This window comes from Mucilaginibacter sp. 5C4 (assembly GCF_034345625.1).
In the GTDB taxonomy this organism is placed as follows: domain Bacteria; phylum Bacteroidota; class Bacteroidia; order Sphingobacteriales; family Sphingobacteriaceae; genus Mucilaginibacter; species Mucilaginibacter aurantiaciroseus.
The window spans coordinates 1,174,027-1,192,829 of record NZ_CP133775.1; the positions used below are offsets into that span (position 1 = coordinate 1,174,027).

Below are 18,803 nucleotides of genomic sequence, written 5' to 3' on the forward strand. Positions count from 1 at the left end.
CATTTATATAAAATTAAATCAATAACCTGTAATTCAATTGTTTTATATGAATTACAATTCGTGTTTAGTGTCTATGTCCAATTAAACTTTGGGGGAGCATTGGAGTTAGTTTATTGAGCTTGATGGCGATGACATATCTATTAGCATGGCGTCAAAGCCTTTTTTTACGTGTGTCGAAATCACTGAAGATCGTATTGTAGGTAGAAAAACAAAGTCGCTTTTGGATATATGAGATTATACTATCGAATAAACAATTGGCAGATACGTTACCTTAATAAATTTATCTTAACCGTTCAAGAATCCAGCTTAGGTCAAGACGAAACGGCCACCGATTTAATCAAAACACATAATTGATCTAAAAATTGGTTCGAAAAACGTCCAGTCTCCGGAGCCTCAAAATCAATAAAAAAACCCCACTCTGGCGAGTGGGGTTTTTTATTCGCATAGTTTTTCCTTATTCGCATAGTTTTATGGAAAACAATACCTAAACAAAATGCCTTTTTGAACGCCTGATGCAAAACGTTTAGTCGCTGGTTCGAGCCCATTCTTTTGAGCAAATGCCATAAATTGAAGAATTGATGGCATTTTTTGCTTTAAAGATAATTTCAACAGATGAAGAATCATCCAATTATAAGATTTGTAAAATAAAGGGTAAAATCGGTTCGAGCCCAGAATGTATGAATTGTAGGAAAGTGTTGAAATTTTGAATTAAAATATTTAATAATTGAAATAATCTAAAATAGTGGCTTGGGCCAGTCAAATGCTGTAGATTCATTCAGGCTGGTGCAGCCACAGTGTTGTCTGGTCGCCATGACAAAATGTTGCAACCGCAACGAAATTTCACACCGAATTGAGATGTATAGTAGCGATTAGTTACCCTAAACCGAAGAGTGATATTAACATAATAAAGGGTTGGGATAATTGTCGCTCTGGTCTTCCGCAACGGTATCCAGGCAAACAAAGTCTTTCTCCACCAACAGGTATATTGTGCTATTGGTGTTTTCGAATCCTACCCGGTCAGAATACGCCCATTCATCTATCATATTACCCGGCATGTAAACGGTGATGGTGTTATCTTCAAAACTTGCAGATAACGAATTAACCATGCCGCGGCGTAAGGCGTACCTTAATACTTGCGAACCAAAATGGGTACTTTCTTCTACAAAGCCTTTGGCCGCAAGATTGTTCACATCGCTTTTAGTAAGCCTGTACCGCAGCGAATTGCCCTTTATCCTTATCTTCATAACATAATATTTCTTGTGATTGAACGGTTACCACATCGCCTATAATAATAATGGCAGGGTAGGTTAATTTATGCTGCTCTGCCAGCCACTTCAGGTTGCGGACCATGCCAACCGCGCTGCGCTGGTTAGGTAACGATGCATGCTGTATAATAGCAGCCGGGGTATTTCCCAAACCCGCATCCATATAGGTTTTAGCTATCTCCGTCAGTTTTTTCATACCCATATATATTACTACAGTTGCATTGCTTTGCATGGCCAGTTTCAGGTCGGCCGATAGCCCGCCATCCTTCTTGGTGCCGGTTATCATCCAAACGCTTTCGCTTACGCCCCGATGGGTAAGTGGGATGTCCTCAAAACCCGATGCCTGCATGCTGGTAATACCCGGGATAAAATGTGTTTTAATGCCATGCTGCCTCGCATAAATGATCTCCTCGAAACCTCGACCGAAGATGAACGGGTCGCCGCCCTTAAGCCTAACTACCATGCCTTTGGTAAAAGCGTAGTGGCGTATCAGCTCGTGGATGTTTTCCTGCGGGGTGTAATCGCCGTAGGGGCGTTTCCCCACATAAACCTTTTCGCAATCTTCGCTACAAAGGGCCAGCAATTCGGTATTGGCCAGGTTATCATATAATACTACGTTGGCTTGCTGCAGTATCTTATATCCTTTTACCGTAATAAGGTCCGGGTCGCCAGGCCCCGCTCCCAGCACAAATAATTCTGGTTTTGTTGATTTATTTTGCATTTTATCAATATTTAGTAGTAAAAAAGAGTTTTTTATTGATTTATTGGTGTGTTTTCATTCAAATTATGAAAAAAACAATTAAACCATCATTTAATGTGATATAAAATATATTAATACTCTAAATTATGAATTTTAAACATTAATTATATGATTTATTTAATATTAAATTGAATTTTTATTTCTTTTTGATGATTATTTGAATTATAATTGTGATGTAAATGCATTTAATGTCGTAGTTTGATGTATTTAGTTCTGAAAAATCGCTTTAACAATTAAAAAATATCACAATGTCAAAACCAACCATTATAGTTGCAGGCAACGGCATGGTAGGCTACAAGTTTTGCGAAAAGCTGTTGGCCCGCTCATCACAGTTCCGGATAATTGTTTTTGGTGAAGAACCCCGCCATGCTTACGATAGAGTGCACCTTAGCGAATACTTCAACGGCAAATCTGCCGACGATCTTTCGCTTTCCACGCACGCATGGTATGCCGATAATGACATTACACTGCACCTGGGCGATCCTATCCAGGAAATTAACCGCGCTCAAAAAACCATTCACTCCTTAAAAGGCGTATCCCTGCATTACGATTACCTGGTTTTGGCCACGGGCTCTTCTGCGTTTGTGCCCGATATACCGGGAATAGAAAAAGAAGGTGTGTTTGTTTACCGTACCATAGAAGACCTGGAGCTGATAAAGGCGTGCGCTGCCACGGCAAAATCGGGCGCGGTAATGGGCGGCGGCTTGCTTGGGCTGGAGGCTGCCAAAGCATTGATGGATCTGGGTATAGCCGAGCCGCATGTAATTGAGTTTGCGTCGAGGCTGATGCCAAGGCAGATAGATTCGGCAGGTAGCAATATGCTGCAGCTGAAACTTAACCAACTGGGCCTGCATATCCATTTAAATAAAAGTACTGCCGCCATTGTGGGCGATAAAAAAATTGATGCCCTGCGTTTTAACGATGATAGCCTGTTGCCGGTAGATATGCTGGTGATTTCGGCAGGCATCCGCCCGCGCGATGAGTTGGCTAAGCTGGCTGGCTTGCAGGTGGGTACACGCGGCGGGATCATGGTGAACGAAAAAATGCAAACCAGCGACGAGCATATTTACGCCATTGGTGAATGCGCCCTTTACGATGGCATGATATATGGCCTGGTTGCACCCGGTTACGAAATGGCGGATATTGTGGCGGCCCATTTGACAAATGCAGATAAATCTTTCTATGGTTACGATATGAGCACCAAGCTAAAGCTGATTGGTGTTGATGTAGCTAGCTTTGGCGATGCCTTTATTACCGAGCCCGATTGCCGTACCATATTGTTTGAAGATACGCATAAGGGTATTTACAAACGCATTAACATCAGCAACGATGGGAAGCAACTTTTGGGCGGTATTTTAATTGGCGAAGCAGAAGCTTACAACATGCTGCTGCAAACCGTAAATAATAAAATTGTGCTGCCACCCGATCCGGAAGACCTGATCTTGGGTTCGCGAGGTGGCGCGGCAAGCGAGGGTGCAGGTGTAATGAACCTGCCCGACGACGCGCTCATCTGTTCTTGCGAGGCGGTTACCAAAGCCGCTATCTGCGGCGCGGTGAACGAGCAAGGTATCACCAATATGTATGGCATGAAAAAATGCACCAAAGCCGGTACCGGTTGCGGTGGCTGCGTGCCATTGGTGAAAGACCTGATTGTCGGAACCATGAAAGTCAATGGGCAATACATTAAGAACGTGGTGTGCGAGCATTTTGATTATTCGCGCCAGGAGCTTTTTGACCTGGTTAAAATAAACGGCCTGAAGAATTACGACCTGGTGCTGGATCATTATGGCAAAGGCGATGGCTGCGAAGTTTGTAAGCCGGTTGTAGCCAGTATCCTCTCCAGCCTTTGGAACGATGTAATTGTAAAGCAGGAAGTGATACAGGACAGTAACGACCGGTTTTTGGCAAACATCCAAAAAGGTGGTACGTATTCTGTAGTGCCGCGCATCCCCGGCGGAGAAATAACGCCCGATAAACTGATCGTAATTGGGCAAGTGGCTAAAAAGTATGCCCTTTATACCAAAATAACCGGAGGCCAGCGTATTGATATGTTCGGCGCGCATTTGAATGATCTGCCGGCAATTTGGGAGGAACTGATCGATGCCGGCTTTGAAAGCGGGCACGCTTATGGCAAGGCTTTGCGCACCGTTAAAAGTTGCGTGGGCAGTACCTGGTGCCGCTTCGGCTTGCACGATAGCGTAACTTTTGCTATCGAAATAGAGGATAGGTACAAAGGCATTCGCGCACCACATAAAATAAAGGGTGGCGTAAGCGGCTGCGTACGCGAATGCGCCGAAGCGCAAGCCAAAGATTTCGGCATCATTGCCACCGAAAAAGGCTGGAATTTATACGTATGCGGCAATGGCGGCTCCAAACCGCAGCACGCGCAATTGCTGGCCACCGATATAGATAACCAAACCGTTATCAAATACCTCGACCGCTTTTTGATGTTCTACATCAAAACGGCCGATCAGCTTACGCGCACCGCAACGTGGTTGAACAAACTGGATGGGGGGATGAGTTACCTCAAGAATGTTGTCGTTAACAATAGCCTGGGTTTGGCAGAACAATTGGAAGAAGAAATGCAGGCATTGGTAAACACCTACCATTGCGAATGGAAGGAAGTAATAGAAAGCCCGACTATGCGCAAACGCTTTTCGCATTTTATAAACGCTCCCGAAGAAAAAGACCCCACCGCACAATTTGAACCCATGCGCGAACAGGCGCGGGCTAAAGAGTGGTAGAGAGGTTTTAAGAAAGAAAAAAGCGGTGGGTATGCGCGATTCCCCTCTTGAGAGGGGCGGAGGGGTGTGTTTGCCAGCATGAAACAACGCTATAACGTGTCGATTAATAAACAAGAGGCATTCTGTCTTATAAATATTTAACACAATGGAAACAACATTAACAATCAACTGGATACTGGCCTGCTATGTAGGTGATGTGCCGGATAACGGCGGGTCGTGCATTAAGCATGGCGACAAGCAAATCGCCATATTTAACTTCAGCCGCCGCGGCGAATGGTATGCTACCCAAAATCTTTGTCCGCATAAACAGCAAATGGCGCTTTCGCGCGGCATGATAGGCAGTGCCGGCGAAAGCTGCGAACCTAAAGTGGCTTGTCCGTTTCATAAGAAAACATTTTCGTTGCTTACCGGCGAATGCCTTGGCGAAGATGATATGACAATCAAAACCTACCCGGTAAAAGTAGAAGATGGTAAGGTTTTTATAGGCGTAGCTTAATTACATGTTAGTATCCTGTGTTAAAGCAAAAAGCTTATCGGTATCGGTAATGCTTATTTTTTTACCGTTAGCAATAATGGCTTCTTCCTGTACCATCTCATTCACTACTCTAAAAACGGTTTCGTAGGTAGCGCCTGCGTAGGATGCCAGATCCTGCCGGGTTAGCTCGATATTTACGTGCCCTTCCTTATTTGTCCCAAATTGTTCTTGAAGAGAAATCAGCGCCTGGGCTACCCGCCCTTTCACCGGCATGTGGGCCAGGTTACGCATTTTGCGTTCGGCCTCTTTTAGTTCCTCTGCAAAAAACAGCATCAGATCATAAGTAAAGCCCGGGTTTACTTTTAAGCTGGCATCAAAAAATTCCATATCTACGTAGCATATCAGGCTTTCTTCTAAAGCGGTAGCTGATATGGGGTAATTAGTAGCCTGCTTACCCAGTACCCTATGCCCGAAGATAGCACCCTTATTAGCAAAGCGGATGATGAGCTCTTTATCGGCGCCCCATTTCTTATGCACCTTTACGTTGCCATCGTAAACAAAATAAATCCCGGTAACCTGATCGCCTTCGCTGAAAATTACCTGCCCTTTTTTAGCAACAAAGTTCCTTTTGTTGGCGGCAATTGCTGGCAGCCACTCTTTCACGCAACTTCTACACAAAAAGCAAGACCGGTTATCGCACTGGGTGTTTTTTTTCATTTATCGGGGGCTTTTTTTGCTTTATTTAATCAAAACTATGATAAATATGGATTTATTTACGCTCTGGCATAATTAAAGTTACATTAATATTAATTTAATCATGTAATTATTATTGAAATGGAATTATTGCCTAAATAAAATTATCAAAACTATATTTTGAGTAATTTTTGTAGGCATTATTTCAATTTTTATTAAAAAATAGTTTGTTTTATGATTTTAATCATAAAAATATATTAAAAAAAAGTTAAATATTGCATTTAATCATTAATTATGATATATTTATAATAATAAATCGTTCGAAAAACAACAACCGCCACTGCCTATGATAAAAATAGAAAAACAATAAAAAAGCCCTGCCGGGAGGTCGCATTCCCAGGCAGGGTTAAACAGTTTTTAATCGCTTTAACAAATAAAAAACTAAACCAAATGTACAAAAATGTATTAAACCAATACACTTTAGGCAAAATTCTATTAATTGTATCATGTTTCGTTTCCTATACTGCTTCGGCACAGCTAACCTTAACCGGGCAGCTAAAAACAAGGGGCGAATTACGCGACGGTTACGGAACTTTAAAGCCTATTGGTAGTAGTAATGCCGCCTTCGTGTCGCAACGAACGAGGCTTACCTTTAACTATAAAAGCAGCAAGCTCATTTTTCAAACCTCCATACAGGATGTGAGGCTTTGGGGGCAGGATGCATCAACCATCACCATAAACGATGGCAGCCGTTTAAGCTTACACGAAGCGTGGGCAGAGCTGATATTATCCAACAAAAAAGATACGGCCTTTAAAATATCCCCGGTAGACTACTTCGCGATTAAGATAGGCCGGCAGGAATTAAGTTATGATGACGAACGATTATTAGGCGCATCAGACTGGCTGCAGCAGGCCCGCCGCCACGACGCGATAGTGTTAAAACTGATCCAGAAGGGATGGCAGGTAGACCTGGGCGGCGCTTTTAACCAAAGCAGCGACGCCGTTAATTACAACGGCACATATTATACACCCGCCAATGTGCCTGCTACCGTAAAGGATAGCAAAGGCAACCTAGCCAACACGCCTGCGGGTTTTATCCCGCTGGTAAATGCAGCCGGGCTGAGCTCAAAAACAGGTACCCTCGCATTTTTAAACCCACCGGGAACCAACGCGCTCAATCAAAATTATAAGGCATTAGAGTATATTTACTTCTCCAAAAAGTTCAACAAAACAAAAGTATCCGGGCTGTTCCTGGCCGACCAGTTTGGCAAGTATAAGCTCGATTCTGTAAAAAATATTAGTGGTACCGATGAGGGTTACGTTTACGGCAAACGTTTTAATCAGTCGGGCGTAAACGGCAGGTACACCACCGGCTTGTTAATAAACCCCGTATTTGGCGCAAAAGATAAATGGGGCATCAACGGCGGTTTTTACTACCAGGGCGGGCATGATAAGGATGGTTTGGCGTTGAGCGCCTACACTTATACCATCGCCCTGCTATATAAAGGCAGCAATTTAAGCTACACAGCGGGTTGGGATTACCTATCGGGTATCGATGCATTTTCGGCATCTAAAACCAACCACCGGTTCGATCCGCTTTACGGTACCCCACATAAGTTTTGGGGCTATATGGATTATTTTTATGCCGGTAGTGGCTCGCCAACCGGCGGCCTAAGCAACCCATACCTAAAACTGAAATACGTATCCAACAACAAACGCTTCAGTACAGAACTCGCCGGGCATGGTTTCCTGCTGGCTAATGATCAAAAAGGTACCGATGGGCAGGCAATTGAAAAATACCTGGGTACCGAATTTGATCTCACCACGGTGTATAAGCTCAATAAATTCACCAATGTAGATTTGGGCTTATCGTACATGGCAGCCACCCGCAGCATGGAATACGCCAAAGCCTTAACGCCCGGCAGCAGCAAACTACACCCCGTTTGGGCCTACCTGCAGCTGAATATCAAACCCGAATTTTTGAATAAATAACAAATCGTAAACGCTTTTATTTAAAACGGTCATGGAAAAACAACTTACCAAACTCAATATATTTTCGCTCAAAGGCGTGCAAATGCGCACCTTCCACACTACCTGGCTTATGTTTTTTGTGTGCTTTTTTGGCTGGTTCGGCCTGGCACCACTCATGCCAACCATCCGCACCGAACTGCATTTAACCAAAGGGCAGGTGGGTAATACCATCATCGCATCGGTAGCTGCTACCATCATTGCCCGTTTGATCATCGGCAAACTTTGCGATACCTGGGGGCCACGTAAAACAGCCGTGCGCTTACTGCTTGTTGGTTGCCTGCCCGTGTTTTTGGTAGGCCTTGCGCATGATTATACGTCTTTCTTGCTATTCAGGCTGGCTATCGGCGTTATCGGCGCATCGTTTGTAATTACCCAGTTCCACACCTCTATGATGTTTGCACCTAACATAAAGGGTACGGCTAACGCGGTAACCGGCGGCTGGGGTAACCTGGGCGGCGGTGTAACCAATATGGTGATGCCCTTAATTTTTGCCGCAATAGTAGGTTTCGGCTACACCAAGGCAGAGGCATGGCGTTATGCCATGATCGTACCCGGTGTAATGATGCTGGTTATTGCCCTTTTATACTGGAAATACACTAAAGATACCCCTAATGGCAACTACGATGAGGTAGGATACGCAAACGCAAACCCTTCAAAAACAGAATGGTCTATCCTTGGCGACTGGCGCATCTGGGCGCTTACGCTTGCCTATGCTATGTGCTTTGGTATGGAGATTACTTTTGATAACGTGGCCTCGCTGCACTTTGTAGATACGTTTAAACTCTCGCAAAGCTCGGCAGGTTTTTGGGCCGGCATCTTCGGTTTAATGAATATTTTTGCCCGTGCACTGGGCGGTATCGTATCAGATAAAGTAGGCGGCAAATTCGGCATGCGCGGCAAGGGCTTGCTACTGGCCGGTGTGCTGTTGTTGGAAGGTGCCGGTTTGGTGCTGTTCGCGCATTCCGGCTCGCTGGTAATAGCCATTGTTTCGATGCTAACATTCGCACTGTTCCTCAAAATGTCTAACGGTGCCACTTATGGTATTGTGCCTTTTGTAAACGCCAAAAACGTAGGGCTGGTGAGCGGTATAGTGGGCGCCGGCGGTAACCTGGGCGGCATGATGTTCGGCTTTTTATTCAAGTCGGAATCTATTACTTACGTGCAGGCATTTACTTATATAGGTTATGCAGTTATGGCGGTATCGGTAATTGTACTTGTCACCCGGTTTCAGAAGCAAGCCCAGCCAAAGCAGGCCGAAGAGCTTGTTTTAGAGGCAAACATAGCTTAACATGAAAGCATTATTATAACAATGGCCAATACCAAGCTATCCTCCAATACACAAAAAAGTACCTGCTGCTATTGCGGGGTGGGTTGCGGCGTTGTTATCAATAAGCAAAAAAACGGCAGCATCACTTTAGAGGGCGATAAAAGCCACCCGGTAAATAAGGGGATGCTGTGCAGCAAGGGGCTAAACCTGCATTACACCGTTAATGATAAAACCGACAGGCTGCTGTACCCGCAAATGCGTTACAGCAAAAGCATGCCCATACAAAGGGTAAGCTGGGACGATGCATTGGCGCGTACAGCAGCCGTTTTTAAAACCTTCATCCAAAAATACGGGCCCGATTCGGTGGCGTTTTACGCCTCCGGGCAATGCCTTACCGAGGAGTATTACGTGGTGAACAAGCTGATGAAGGGTTTTATCGGTAGTAATAATATCGATACCAATTCGCGCCTTTGTATGAGCAGCGCGGTGGCGGCTTACAAAATAGCTTTGGGCGAGGATAGCGTACCGGTTTGCTATGATGATATTGAACTGGCCGACTGCTTTTATGTAACCGGCGCCAACCCGGCCTGGTGCCACCCTATTTTGTGGCGAAGGGTGGAGGCGCATAAGGCGGCTAATCCCGGTGTGAAGATCATCGTGGTAGATCCGCGTGCTACCGATACCTGCGGCATTGCCGATTTGCATCTGCAGCTAAACCCCGGTACCGATATTACGCTTAACCATGCCATTGGCCGTGTGCTGATAGAAAATGGTGACATCGACGTGGATTTTATCAACAACCATGCTGATGGGTTTGAGCAGTATAGTCGGCTGGTATTTGAACGCAGCGTGGCCGAAGCGGCACAGATCTGTGGCGTAGCCGAGCATGATATTCGCCTTGCTGCCCAATACATCGGGCAGGCCAAAGGCTTTATCTCTATGTGGACGATGGGGCTTAACCAGAGCACCGTAGGGGTATACAAAAATTTAAGCCTTATAAACCTCAATTTAATAACCGGGCACATTGGTAAGCCGGGCTCGGGCCCGCTATCATTAACCGGTCAGCCAAATGCAATGGGCGGGCGCGAAGTTGGCGGTTTAGCCAACCTGTTGCCTGCTCATCGCAACCTGGCCAACCCGCTGCATCGGGCCGAGGTGCAGAAGTTTTGGGGCGGAACGGAAATTGCCGCCAAGCCCGGCCTTACCGCCACCGAGATGTTCGAGGCCTTGAACGATGGCCGCCTGAAAGCCATCTGGATAATGTGCACTAACCCGCTTACCAGTTTGCCCAATGTACGTTTGGCAGAGGAGGCCCTTAAAAAAGCAAAATTCGTGGTAGTGCAGGAGATAAGCAACAAGCCCGAAACGTTGGCGTACGCCGATGTGATACTCCCTGCTGCTGCTTGGGCCGAAAAGGAAGGCACCATGACTAACTCCGAGCGGCGAATTAGTTACCTGGAGAAGATATTAGACGCACCGGGTGAGGCCCTGCCCGATAGCGAGATTATTTGCCGCTTTGCGCAAAAGATGGGCTATCACGGTTTCGATTTTAAAAATGCAGCCGAAATTTATGCCGAACACGCCAAACTCACCTCAAAAACTACGATTGATATCAGCGGATTGAATTATGAGATATTGAAACGCGAAGGCACTGTTCAATGGCCCTATAAATCGAAGAAAAACACCGGAACACCCCGATTATTTACCGATAAACGCTTTTATACCGAAAGCAAGAACGCCCTCATCAGCGCCGTGCCCGATGCTCTTAACAGCGAACTCCCGGATAACGACTACCCCTTTATCCTCACCTCCGGCCGCATCCGCGATCAGTGGCACACCATGAGCAAAACAGGTAAGGTTAATAAACTGAACCAGCACGTTAAACAGGCTTTTTTAGAGATACACCCTCAGGATGCCGCACAACTGGGTATCAAAGAGGGGGATGTCACCGTTATTACATCCCGCCGGGGCGAGGTGCAAGTGAAGGCGAAACTGTCCGCAGAAATAAAACAAGGCGTAGTATTTATGCCCATGCATTGGGGCAAAATATTGGGTAACGACCTTAACCGCGTAAACAACTTAACCAACGATGCGGTAGACCCCATTTCCAAAGAACCGGATTTTAAATATTGCTCGGTAAGCGTTCAAAAATATAAAAAACCGTTTCAGCGCATCGTGGTGGTTGGGGCAGGGGCGGGGGCCTACGGCTTCGTTAAATCGTACCGCGAATTGAATAAGGAAGACGAGATTACCATTTTTAGTAAAGAAGATTTTCCGTTCTACAACCGTGTAATGCTGCCCGATTACATCAGCGGCGAGCAGCGTTGGGAGCAATTGGTTAAAATGACCGATGAGGAAGAACCTGGCTACAACATCCGTTTGCTGCGTGGCGTAAGCGTAGAAAAGATAGACCGCGCCAACAAGTTTGTGATTGACAGTCGTGGTGTAAAAACTTATTATGATGTACTGTTGCTGGCAACAGGCAGCCGGGCATCTATCCCCAAAAACGTACCGTCGCTGCCCGGCATCTTCAGCATGCGCAGCCGTAACGATGCCGATAACTTTAAAAAGCACGTGCCAAAAGGCGGGCATGTGGTTATAGTCGGCGGCGGTTTATTAGGCTTGGAAATGGCCGCTTCGCTCCGCGAGATAGGCATTACGATTACCATCATCCAGCGCACATCCCGGTTTTTAAACCGGCAGCTTGATGAATTGGGTAGCCGCCTGTTGCACGAGGAAATGGTCGACCAGGGCTGCGATATCTTTTATGATGACGAGGTGCAACTGTTCTTCGGCCGCTCCAAACTAACCGGCATAGGTTTACGGAGCGGGCGCAAAATAAACTGCGATGCCATGATACTGGCCATTGGCACCACGCCTAACCTGGAGATAGCCAAAGATTGCGGACTGGATTGCAAGCGCGGCGTTTTGGTAAACGAACGCCTGCTCACCAGCGATCCATACATCTACGCCATTGGTGAGATAGCCGAATTTAACGGCATCCTGTACGGCATCACCGCCGCCGCCGAGCAGCAGGCAGAAGTGGTTGCCGCTTACATGAACGGCGATATTGCCAGCTATTACAAAGGCAGCTTATTTATGAATATCATCAAGATCCACGGGTTCGATCTGTGCAGTATTGGTTTGTCAGACTGCCCGGATGATATGGACTACGAGGAAATTGTATTTATTGATAAGGCCAAACGCTACTATAAAAAGTGTATCATCCACCAGGATAAACTGGTGGGTACTATTTTGATAGGCGATAAGAGCGAGTTTTTAGAGTTTAGGGAATTAATCGCCAACAAAACCGAACTGAACCATAAACGGCTTCAGTTGCTTCGTAGCGGCAAAACTGCCGAGCCAGTTTTAGGTAAATTGGTATGCAGTTGTAATAATGTGGGCGCGGGCAATCTCCGCAACAAAATTGAGGCTGGCTGCGATAACCTTGCCAGCCTTTGCACGGCCACCGGCGCCGGCATGGGCTGCGGCAGTTGCAAGCCCGAGGTAAAACGGTTATTGGAAAAAATGCAAACGGTAAATGCGGTATAATGCAAAACAACGGTAAAAAGCAGATCAAAATAAATTTGCCGGGTGGCGTTGTGGCAGCAGGTGACCTGTATGAAATTTTGGTATTGGCACAAAATGCCGGTGCCACACAGATTCGTTTTGGTAACCGCCAGCAATTGTATTTTGAGATTGATGCCAGCGAGTTGGATGCCCTGGATATTGAGCTGCTGAAAGCCGGTGTTGATTACGAAGCGGATGCTGCAGAATATCCCAACATGGTAAGCTCGTACATTGCCGATGGTATTTTTAACCAGGAGAACTGGTTGAAGGAGGGTGTCTACAAAGATGTTTTCGACCTGTTTAATTATAAACCGCGCCTGAAGATCAATATTGTGGATGGCAGCCAAACATTCGCCCCGTTTTTTACCGGAAATCTCAATTTTATATCATCATCGGTAAGTAATTACTGGTACTTGCAGCTCAGGTACCCTAAAACCAATATCCTGTACAGTTGGCCCTCCTTAATTTACTCTGAGGATATCCCCGCGATAGCCAAAGCGATAGAGGAAGTGGTTTTTGCGAATAAGCAGATGTTTTACGATCAGCCGGAAATTGATTCAAACCTCTTGCATCAAATGGTATCAGCAGGTGAAGATTTTGTGATCCAGCAGATAGACCAGCCTTTAAAGCTCCCCGATTTTCAATTACCCTACTACGAAGGTTTTAACAAGCAGGGTAACAAATACTGGTTGGGTATTTACCGCCGCGATGAGCTTTTTGCCATTGAATTGCTCCAAGAGGTCTGCAACTTATGTATGCAAACCCGCGTTGGTCAATTATACGTTAGCCCCTGGAAATCATTATTGATCAAAAATATAGGAACAAAAGACCGCCCATTGTGGGGTAATATACTCGATAAATACCGGATCAATGTACGCCATGCTTCCAACGAACTAAACTGGCAGGTAGAGGACCTTTGCAACCAATGCCTACAGCTTAAACAGCAACTGGTACGAGAGTTTGAAGAAGCGGACCTGCGGACCTACCGCCTTAGTTTTGTGGTTAAGCGGTCGCCAAAAGCGGGGCTGTACGGCTCTATTATAATCCGCGAAGAAGCTAAGAACTTATATGTAATTGCCCATACCCAAGATTTTAACCCCAACACCAAAGAAGTTGTAATTTATCAAAAGGGTATTTTAAGGGAACAATTAAGTAAGCATCTTATTGCTCTATGCGACAGGTATTATGCTGAGCAAACTAATATTACGCAACCGGACAAACCGGTTAGAAAAAGCGAACTAAAAATCGAGCAAAAGCAAGCACACCAATGCAGTTGTTGCTTAACCATTTATGATGCGGCTTATGGTGATCAACAAAATGGGGTTGAGCCGGGTAGCCCATTTGAAAGTTTGGATTATTACAGCTGTCCTGTTTGCGAATCGGGTAAGGATAAGTTCAATATGGTTTTAATGGCAATAGCTATTTCAATTTAACAACCCTCCTTATTAAAATTGTTCTTCTAACAGTACCATTGGTTTGAGATCTACACAGTTTCCGTTTCATCAATGTCTTTTAATTCGCTCAAAACGCGCATTTGATCAATAAATTGGTTCGAATTCTGCCCAGTCAAGGGAGCTTAAAAATCAATGATTTAACCCACACTTCGGCAAGTGTGGGTTTTTTGTGCACAGAATTTGCACAAAAACGCATCGTTTTTCATTAATGCACTTAGTGCTGTGAATCTTTCCTCGATAAGCTATCCAGGCTTAACCAATCTCTGCTATTATTGGTCAAAATAGAAACGATCTTATAACCGGTGCAGACGAATTAGATCTTCAGGAACTGCTGATCGAGAAACAAAGGCAATTTCAGGAGCTGCTTACTTCAAAAGAACTAACGGTGCAAACAGCGTTAGTTTCTAAGGAGCTAACTGTTAGTAAATATTTAATAGACATTTTATTTAATAACCTTTTTAGTAACGCCATCAGGCATAATGTAAATAAGGGTGATATTACAATTGAGTTAACAAGCACCCGGCTTGTTTTTCTTAACTCAGGGAATGGTAATGCCCTTGATCCGCAGACAATTTTCAATCGTTTTCAAAAAGGAATAGTTCCGATGGCGCAGGCTTGGGTTTAACCATCGTAAAAAACATCTGCAGCGTTTACGGATGGGCGCTCACTTACGAATATTCTGATTCCCTGCACAGGTTTACTATTGTATTTTAGTTCTTTGCTGTCAATCCAGATTGTCTTCAGTATGTTGCTTTAAAATTGCTTTAAGTTAGATTTATTAATGCAATTACTATGAAGACGTTTATTTACATGGCAGCAGTATTTGCTGCGTTTAACATTTGCCAGGTGCCGGCTCAGGGCCAAACTGTAAGTGAAAAAAAAATAAGTGATAACTGGAAAAAGAACCGGAAAAGTGACAGCCTGCATAAAGCTACAAAAGAACCTGCTAAGGCTAAAAAATCCAATCAGCCGGTTCCAAAAAAGATAATGAAGCCAGCTCGATAGATTCAATCAATAAAAATTTTCACGTTGATTAAATCTGTTTATGATTGACCGTATCATTGAGTTCTCTGTACGCAATAAGCTCATTATTGGGTTATTTGTATTAATCCTTATAGCCGCAGGTGTTTATTCAGCTTCTAAGTTACCTGTTGATGCTGTGCCTGATATTACCAATAACCAGGTACTGATCATTACGGTTTCTCCGTCGCTGGCAGCTCCCGAGGTGGAGCGCCTGATAACCGCTCCAACCGAAAGGTTGATGGCTTCCTTGCCGCAGCTAAAAGAGATGCGTTCTATCTCCCGTTTCGGACTGTCAAATGTCACCGTGGTTTTTGATGACGGCGTAGATATTACCAAAGCCCGGCAACAGGTAAGCGAGCGTTTAAATCAGCTTAAGGGAATGATCCCGCCGGGTATTGGCGAGCCGGATATGGGGCCGGTAACTACCGGCTTAGGCGAGGTATATCAATATTATGTAGTACCCAAGCCCGGCTACGAAAACAGGTACACTTTAACCCAGTTGCGTACCCTGCAGGAGTGGATAGTGCGCCGCCAGTTACTTGGCGTGCCGGGTGTGGCAGATGTGAGCAGCCTCGGCGGGAAGTTGAAACAATATCAGGTAGTGGTTGATCCCGCTAAGATCAAAAGCTTAGGCATCACGCTCGATCAGCTTTTTAATGCTGTACAGCAAAACAATGAAAACACCGGTGGAGCCTACATAGAAAATGGCCCCAATGCCTATTACATTCGCACCGAAGGTATGGCTTCTTCTATAGAAGACCTGCAAAGCATCCCAGTAAAAACCTCCCGCGGCATACCTATGCGGCTGGCAGATGTTGCCGAGATTAAAGAGGGCAGCGCCATCAGGTTTGGTGCCATGTACAACAACAAATATGGCGAAGTGAGCGGCGCGGTGGTATTAATGCTCAAAGGTGCCAATGCGATGGATGTGGTAAAAAATGTGAAGGAAAAAGTTGAGCTCATCAAAAAACGCCTTCCTGAAGGGGTTACCATACTCCCCTACTACGAACGCAGCAAGATGGTTGGTAATTCGATATCAACGGTAAAGCGCAACCTGATAGAGGGGGCGTTGATCGTAATCTTTGTGTTAGTTGTATTCCTCGGCAATTTTCGCTCGGGCTTAGTAGTGGCGTCCGTTATCCCGCTCGCGATGTTGTTTGCGCTCATCGTTATGAATATCTTTCATGTATCTGCCAATCTGATGAGCTTGGGCGCTTTGGATTTTGGTTTGATTGTAGACGGTGCGGTGATCATAGTAGAAGGCGTAATGCACCGTTTCAGGGACAAGATCAACAACCATCTTAATGAAAATGAATTTTCGCAGAACGAGGTTGATGATGAAGTCAAACAATCAGCCTCCCGGCTGATGAGTGTGGCCATTTTCGGTCAGATCATTATCTTGATTGTTTACCTGCCCATATTGAGTTTAGAAGGCATAGAGGGTAAAATGTTCAGGCCGATGGCAGAGACGGTAGCTTTTGCATTATTGGGTGCATTTATACTATCGCTTACTTATGTGCCCATGATGACGGCGCTTACCATGAGTAAAAAAACCAAAAAGAAAACTAATCTTTCCGATAAAATGATGGCCGCAATCCAGCGGCGCTACGAACCCTTATTAAAAGCGGCCATCGCGCACACCAAAATGGTTATATTGATTGCGGTGTTATTATTTGGATTGGCCTACTGGGTTTTCAATGGCTTAGGTGGCGAATTTATCCCGCAGTTGGAAGAAGGAGACTTTGCCTTAGATGCCCGCTTTTTGCCCGGTACATCCTTAACGCAAACCATTAAAGGGATGAAGATGGCAAGCGAGGAACTAAAAAAGTTCCCCGAAGTGCAACAGGTAACCTGCAGGATTGGTTCAGCAGAGATCCCCACCGACCCGATGTCGCTTGAACAATGCGACGTTTTTATAACCCTTAACGATAAATCGACTTGGACCACCGCCAAAGACTACGCGGGTTTACAGGAGGCAATGAGTAAAAAACTGTCGCAGATCCCCGGCTTAAATGTAGGTTTCGAATATCCGGTACAAATGCGGTTCAATGAACTGATATCCGGAGCTAAGCAGGACGTTGTAGTAAAAATATTTGGCGACGACCTTACCCAACTGGCAAAACTTGCAGGTAAACTAAGCGGCTTGGTGGCGGGTACAAAGGGTGCAGCCGATGTTTATTCTGAAAAAATTGGTGGCTTGCCGCAAATCGTAGTTCATTATAACCGGGCAGCACTGGCACAATATAACGTAAGCATTAGCCAAGTTAACCACACCGTAAACGCAACTTTTGCAGGGGAAAAAGCCGGCAACATGTATGAGGGCGAAAGACAGTTTGACATAATGCTGCGTATAGCAGATACCGCGCGTGCAAATTTCGATCATATTGGTGAGTTGCTTGTTAATACGTCAAATGGCAACCAGGTTCCGTTAAGCCAGTTGGCTTCGATAGAAATAAAAGATGGGCCCAACCAGGTACAGCGCGAAAATGGCGAGCGGAAGATCTCGGTTTCATTTAATGTACGTGGGCGGGACGTAGAAGGGGTTGTAAAAGACCTTCAGGCGCAGGTACAGCAACAACTAAAATTGCCGCCCGGTTATCATGTTGAATATGGCGGGCAATTTGAAAACCTAAATTCGGCTAAAGCGCGGTTAGCTATAGCTGTTCCGGGATCATTATTCTTCATATTTATCCTCTTGTATTTTACCTTTAATCAATTCAGGGAAGCATTAATTGTGTTTTCTGCCATACCATTAGCAGCAACTGGTGGTGTGTTTGCATTATGGATACGCGGCATGGCCTTCAGCATATCTGCCGGCGTTGGTTTTATTGCGCTTTTTGGCGTAGCGGTACTAAATGGTATTGTTTTGATAAGTGAATTTAACCGCCTCAAAGAAGATGGCGACGATGATGCAGACGAGCGGATAAAGAAAGGTACGGCTAACAGGCTTCGCCCGGTGTTGATGACGGCTACCGTGGCTTCGTTAGGTTTCTTCCCGATGGCCATATCAACCCATGCGGGGGCAGAAGTGCAAAGGCCGTTGGCAACGGTTGTAATTGGTGGGTTGATAACCGCTACGTTATTAACGCTGGTTGTATTACCCGCTTTGTATAAACAGTTCGCATCTAAACCAAAAGCTGATGGTGGCGGGAAAGGCAAAGCTAAAAAAAGCACTATCATAACCGTTTTGTTATTATGCTTTGTGCTACCGCTTAAAGCACAAATAAACATAGAAAAACGCATTACTGTAAATGAAGCAATTACGCTGGCGTTAAATAATAATTTAACTTTGAAAGCAGCCCAGAACCAGACATTGGCGGGTAAGGCAAACGTGGGGAGTGCCTATGACATTGCCAAAACACAGTTGTCTTACGATGCTGGCAATATTAATAGTTCAAATACCGATAACCGCTTCTCTGTGACCCAAAACTTTGCATTGCCCGGTTATTACACCAATCAGCGTAATTACTATAATGCAGAGGCCGGGCTATCAGCGTTGCAGGAAAAAATTTAAGAAACCA

Annotated in this window: 12 protein-coding genes; 9 read left to right on the forward strand and 3 right to left on the reverse strand. The window is 45.1% G+C overall.

Annotated features, from left to right (window positions below; all coding sequences use genetic code 11):
• Nucleotides 1-896: 896 nt before the first annotated feature.
• Both RHM67_RS05480 and cobA read right to left on the reverse strand, forming a co-directional pair.
• Nucleotides 897-1,244, reverse strand: coding sequence for a DUF7009 family protein (locus tag RHM67_RS05480; protein WP_322231105.1), 348 nt, complete (start codon nt 1,242-1,244; stop codon nt 897-899).
• Nucleotides 1,198-1,986, reverse strand: coding sequence for a uroporphyrinogen-III C-methyltransferase (gene cobA, locus RHM67_RS05485; protein WP_322231106.1), 789 nt, complete (start codon nt 1,984-1,986; stop codon nt 1,198-1,200). Before cobA ends, RHM67_RS05480 begins: the two co-directional genes overlap by 47 nt.
• A 287-nt stretch (nt 1,987-2,273) precedes the next feature.
• Between cobA and nirB the strand changes: the two genes are divergently transcribed.
• Both nirB and nirD read left to right on the forward strand, forming a co-directional pair.
• Nucleotides 2,274-4,769, forward strand: a complete 2,496-nt coding sequence (nirB, locus tag RHM67_RS05490; protein ID WP_322231107.1) for a nitrite reductase large subunit NirB — start codon at nt 2,274-2,276, stop codon at nt 4,767-4,769.
• Between the two features lie 145 nt (nt 4,770-4,914).
• A complete protein-coding gene (gene nirD / locus RHM67_RS05495; protein WP_322231108.1) occupies nt 4,915-5,265 on the forward strand; it encodes a nitrite reductase small subunit NirD in 351 nt (116 codons plus the stop codon).
• Here the strand turns inward: nirD and RHM67_RS05500 are convergent, their stop codons facing one another.
• Complete coding sequence (locus RHM67_RS05500) at nt 5,266-5,961, reverse strand: Crp/Fnr family transcriptional regulator (protein WP_322231109.1); 696 nt, start codon at nt 5,959-5,961, stop codon at nt 5,266-5,268.
• A 426-nt stretch (nt 5,962-6,387) separates the two neighbouring features.
• Between RHM67_RS05500 and RHM67_RS05505 the strand changes: the two genes are divergently transcribed.
• The 7 genes from RHM67_RS05505 to RHM67_RS05535 all read left to right on the forward strand — a co-directional run bounded on the left by RHM67_RS05505 (nt 6,388) and on the right by RHM67_RS05535 (nt 18,796).
• A complete protein-coding gene (locus RHM67_RS05505) occupies nt 6,388-7,929 on the forward strand; it encodes an alginate export family protein (protein ID WP_322231110.1) in 1,542 nt (513 codons plus the stop codon).
• A gap of 31 nt (nt 7,930-7,960) precedes the next feature.
• Nucleotides 7,961-9,256, forward strand: coding sequence for an MFS transporter (locus tag RHM67_RS05510; RefSeq protein ID WP_322231111.1), 1,296 nt, complete (start codon nt 7,961-7,963; stop codon nt 9,254-9,256).
• Nucleotides 9,257-9,277: 21 nt separating this feature from the next.
• The gene (locus tag RHM67_RS05515) at nt 9,278-12,787 is read left to right on the forward strand and encodes a molybdopterin-dependent oxidoreductase (protein ID WP_322231112.1); all 3,510 of its coding nucleotides are present in this window, start codon (nt 9,278-9,280) and stop codon (nt 12,785-12,787) included.
• Complete coding sequence (locus tag RHM67_RS05520) at nt 12,787-14,238, forward strand: rubredoxin domain-containing protein (protein WP_322231113.1); 1,452 nt, start codon at nt 12,787-12,789, stop codon at nt 14,236-14,238. Before RHM67_RS05515 ends, RHM67_RS05520 begins: the two co-directional genes overlap by 1 nt.
• A 406-nt stretch (nt 14,239-14,644) precedes the next feature.
• A complete protein-coding gene (locus RHM67_RS05525; protein ID WP_322231114.1) occupies nt 14,645-14,884 on the forward strand; it encodes a hypothetical protein in 240 nt (79 codons plus the stop codon).
• 167 nt (nt 14,885-15,051) lie between these two features.
• On the forward strand, nt 15,052-15,264 hold the full coding sequence (locus tag RHM67_RS05530; RefSeq protein ID WP_322231115.1) for a hypothetical protein: 213 nt from the start codon (nt 15,052-15,054) through the stop codon (nt 15,262-15,264).
• A gap of 40 nt (nt 15,265-15,304) precedes the next feature.
• A complete protein-coding gene (locus RHM67_RS05535; RefSeq protein WP_322231116.1) occupies nt 15,305-18,796 on the forward strand; it encodes a CusA/CzcA family heavy metal efflux RND transporter in 3,492 nt (1,163 codons plus the stop codon).
• Nucleotides 18,797-18,803: the final 7 nt, after the last annotated feature.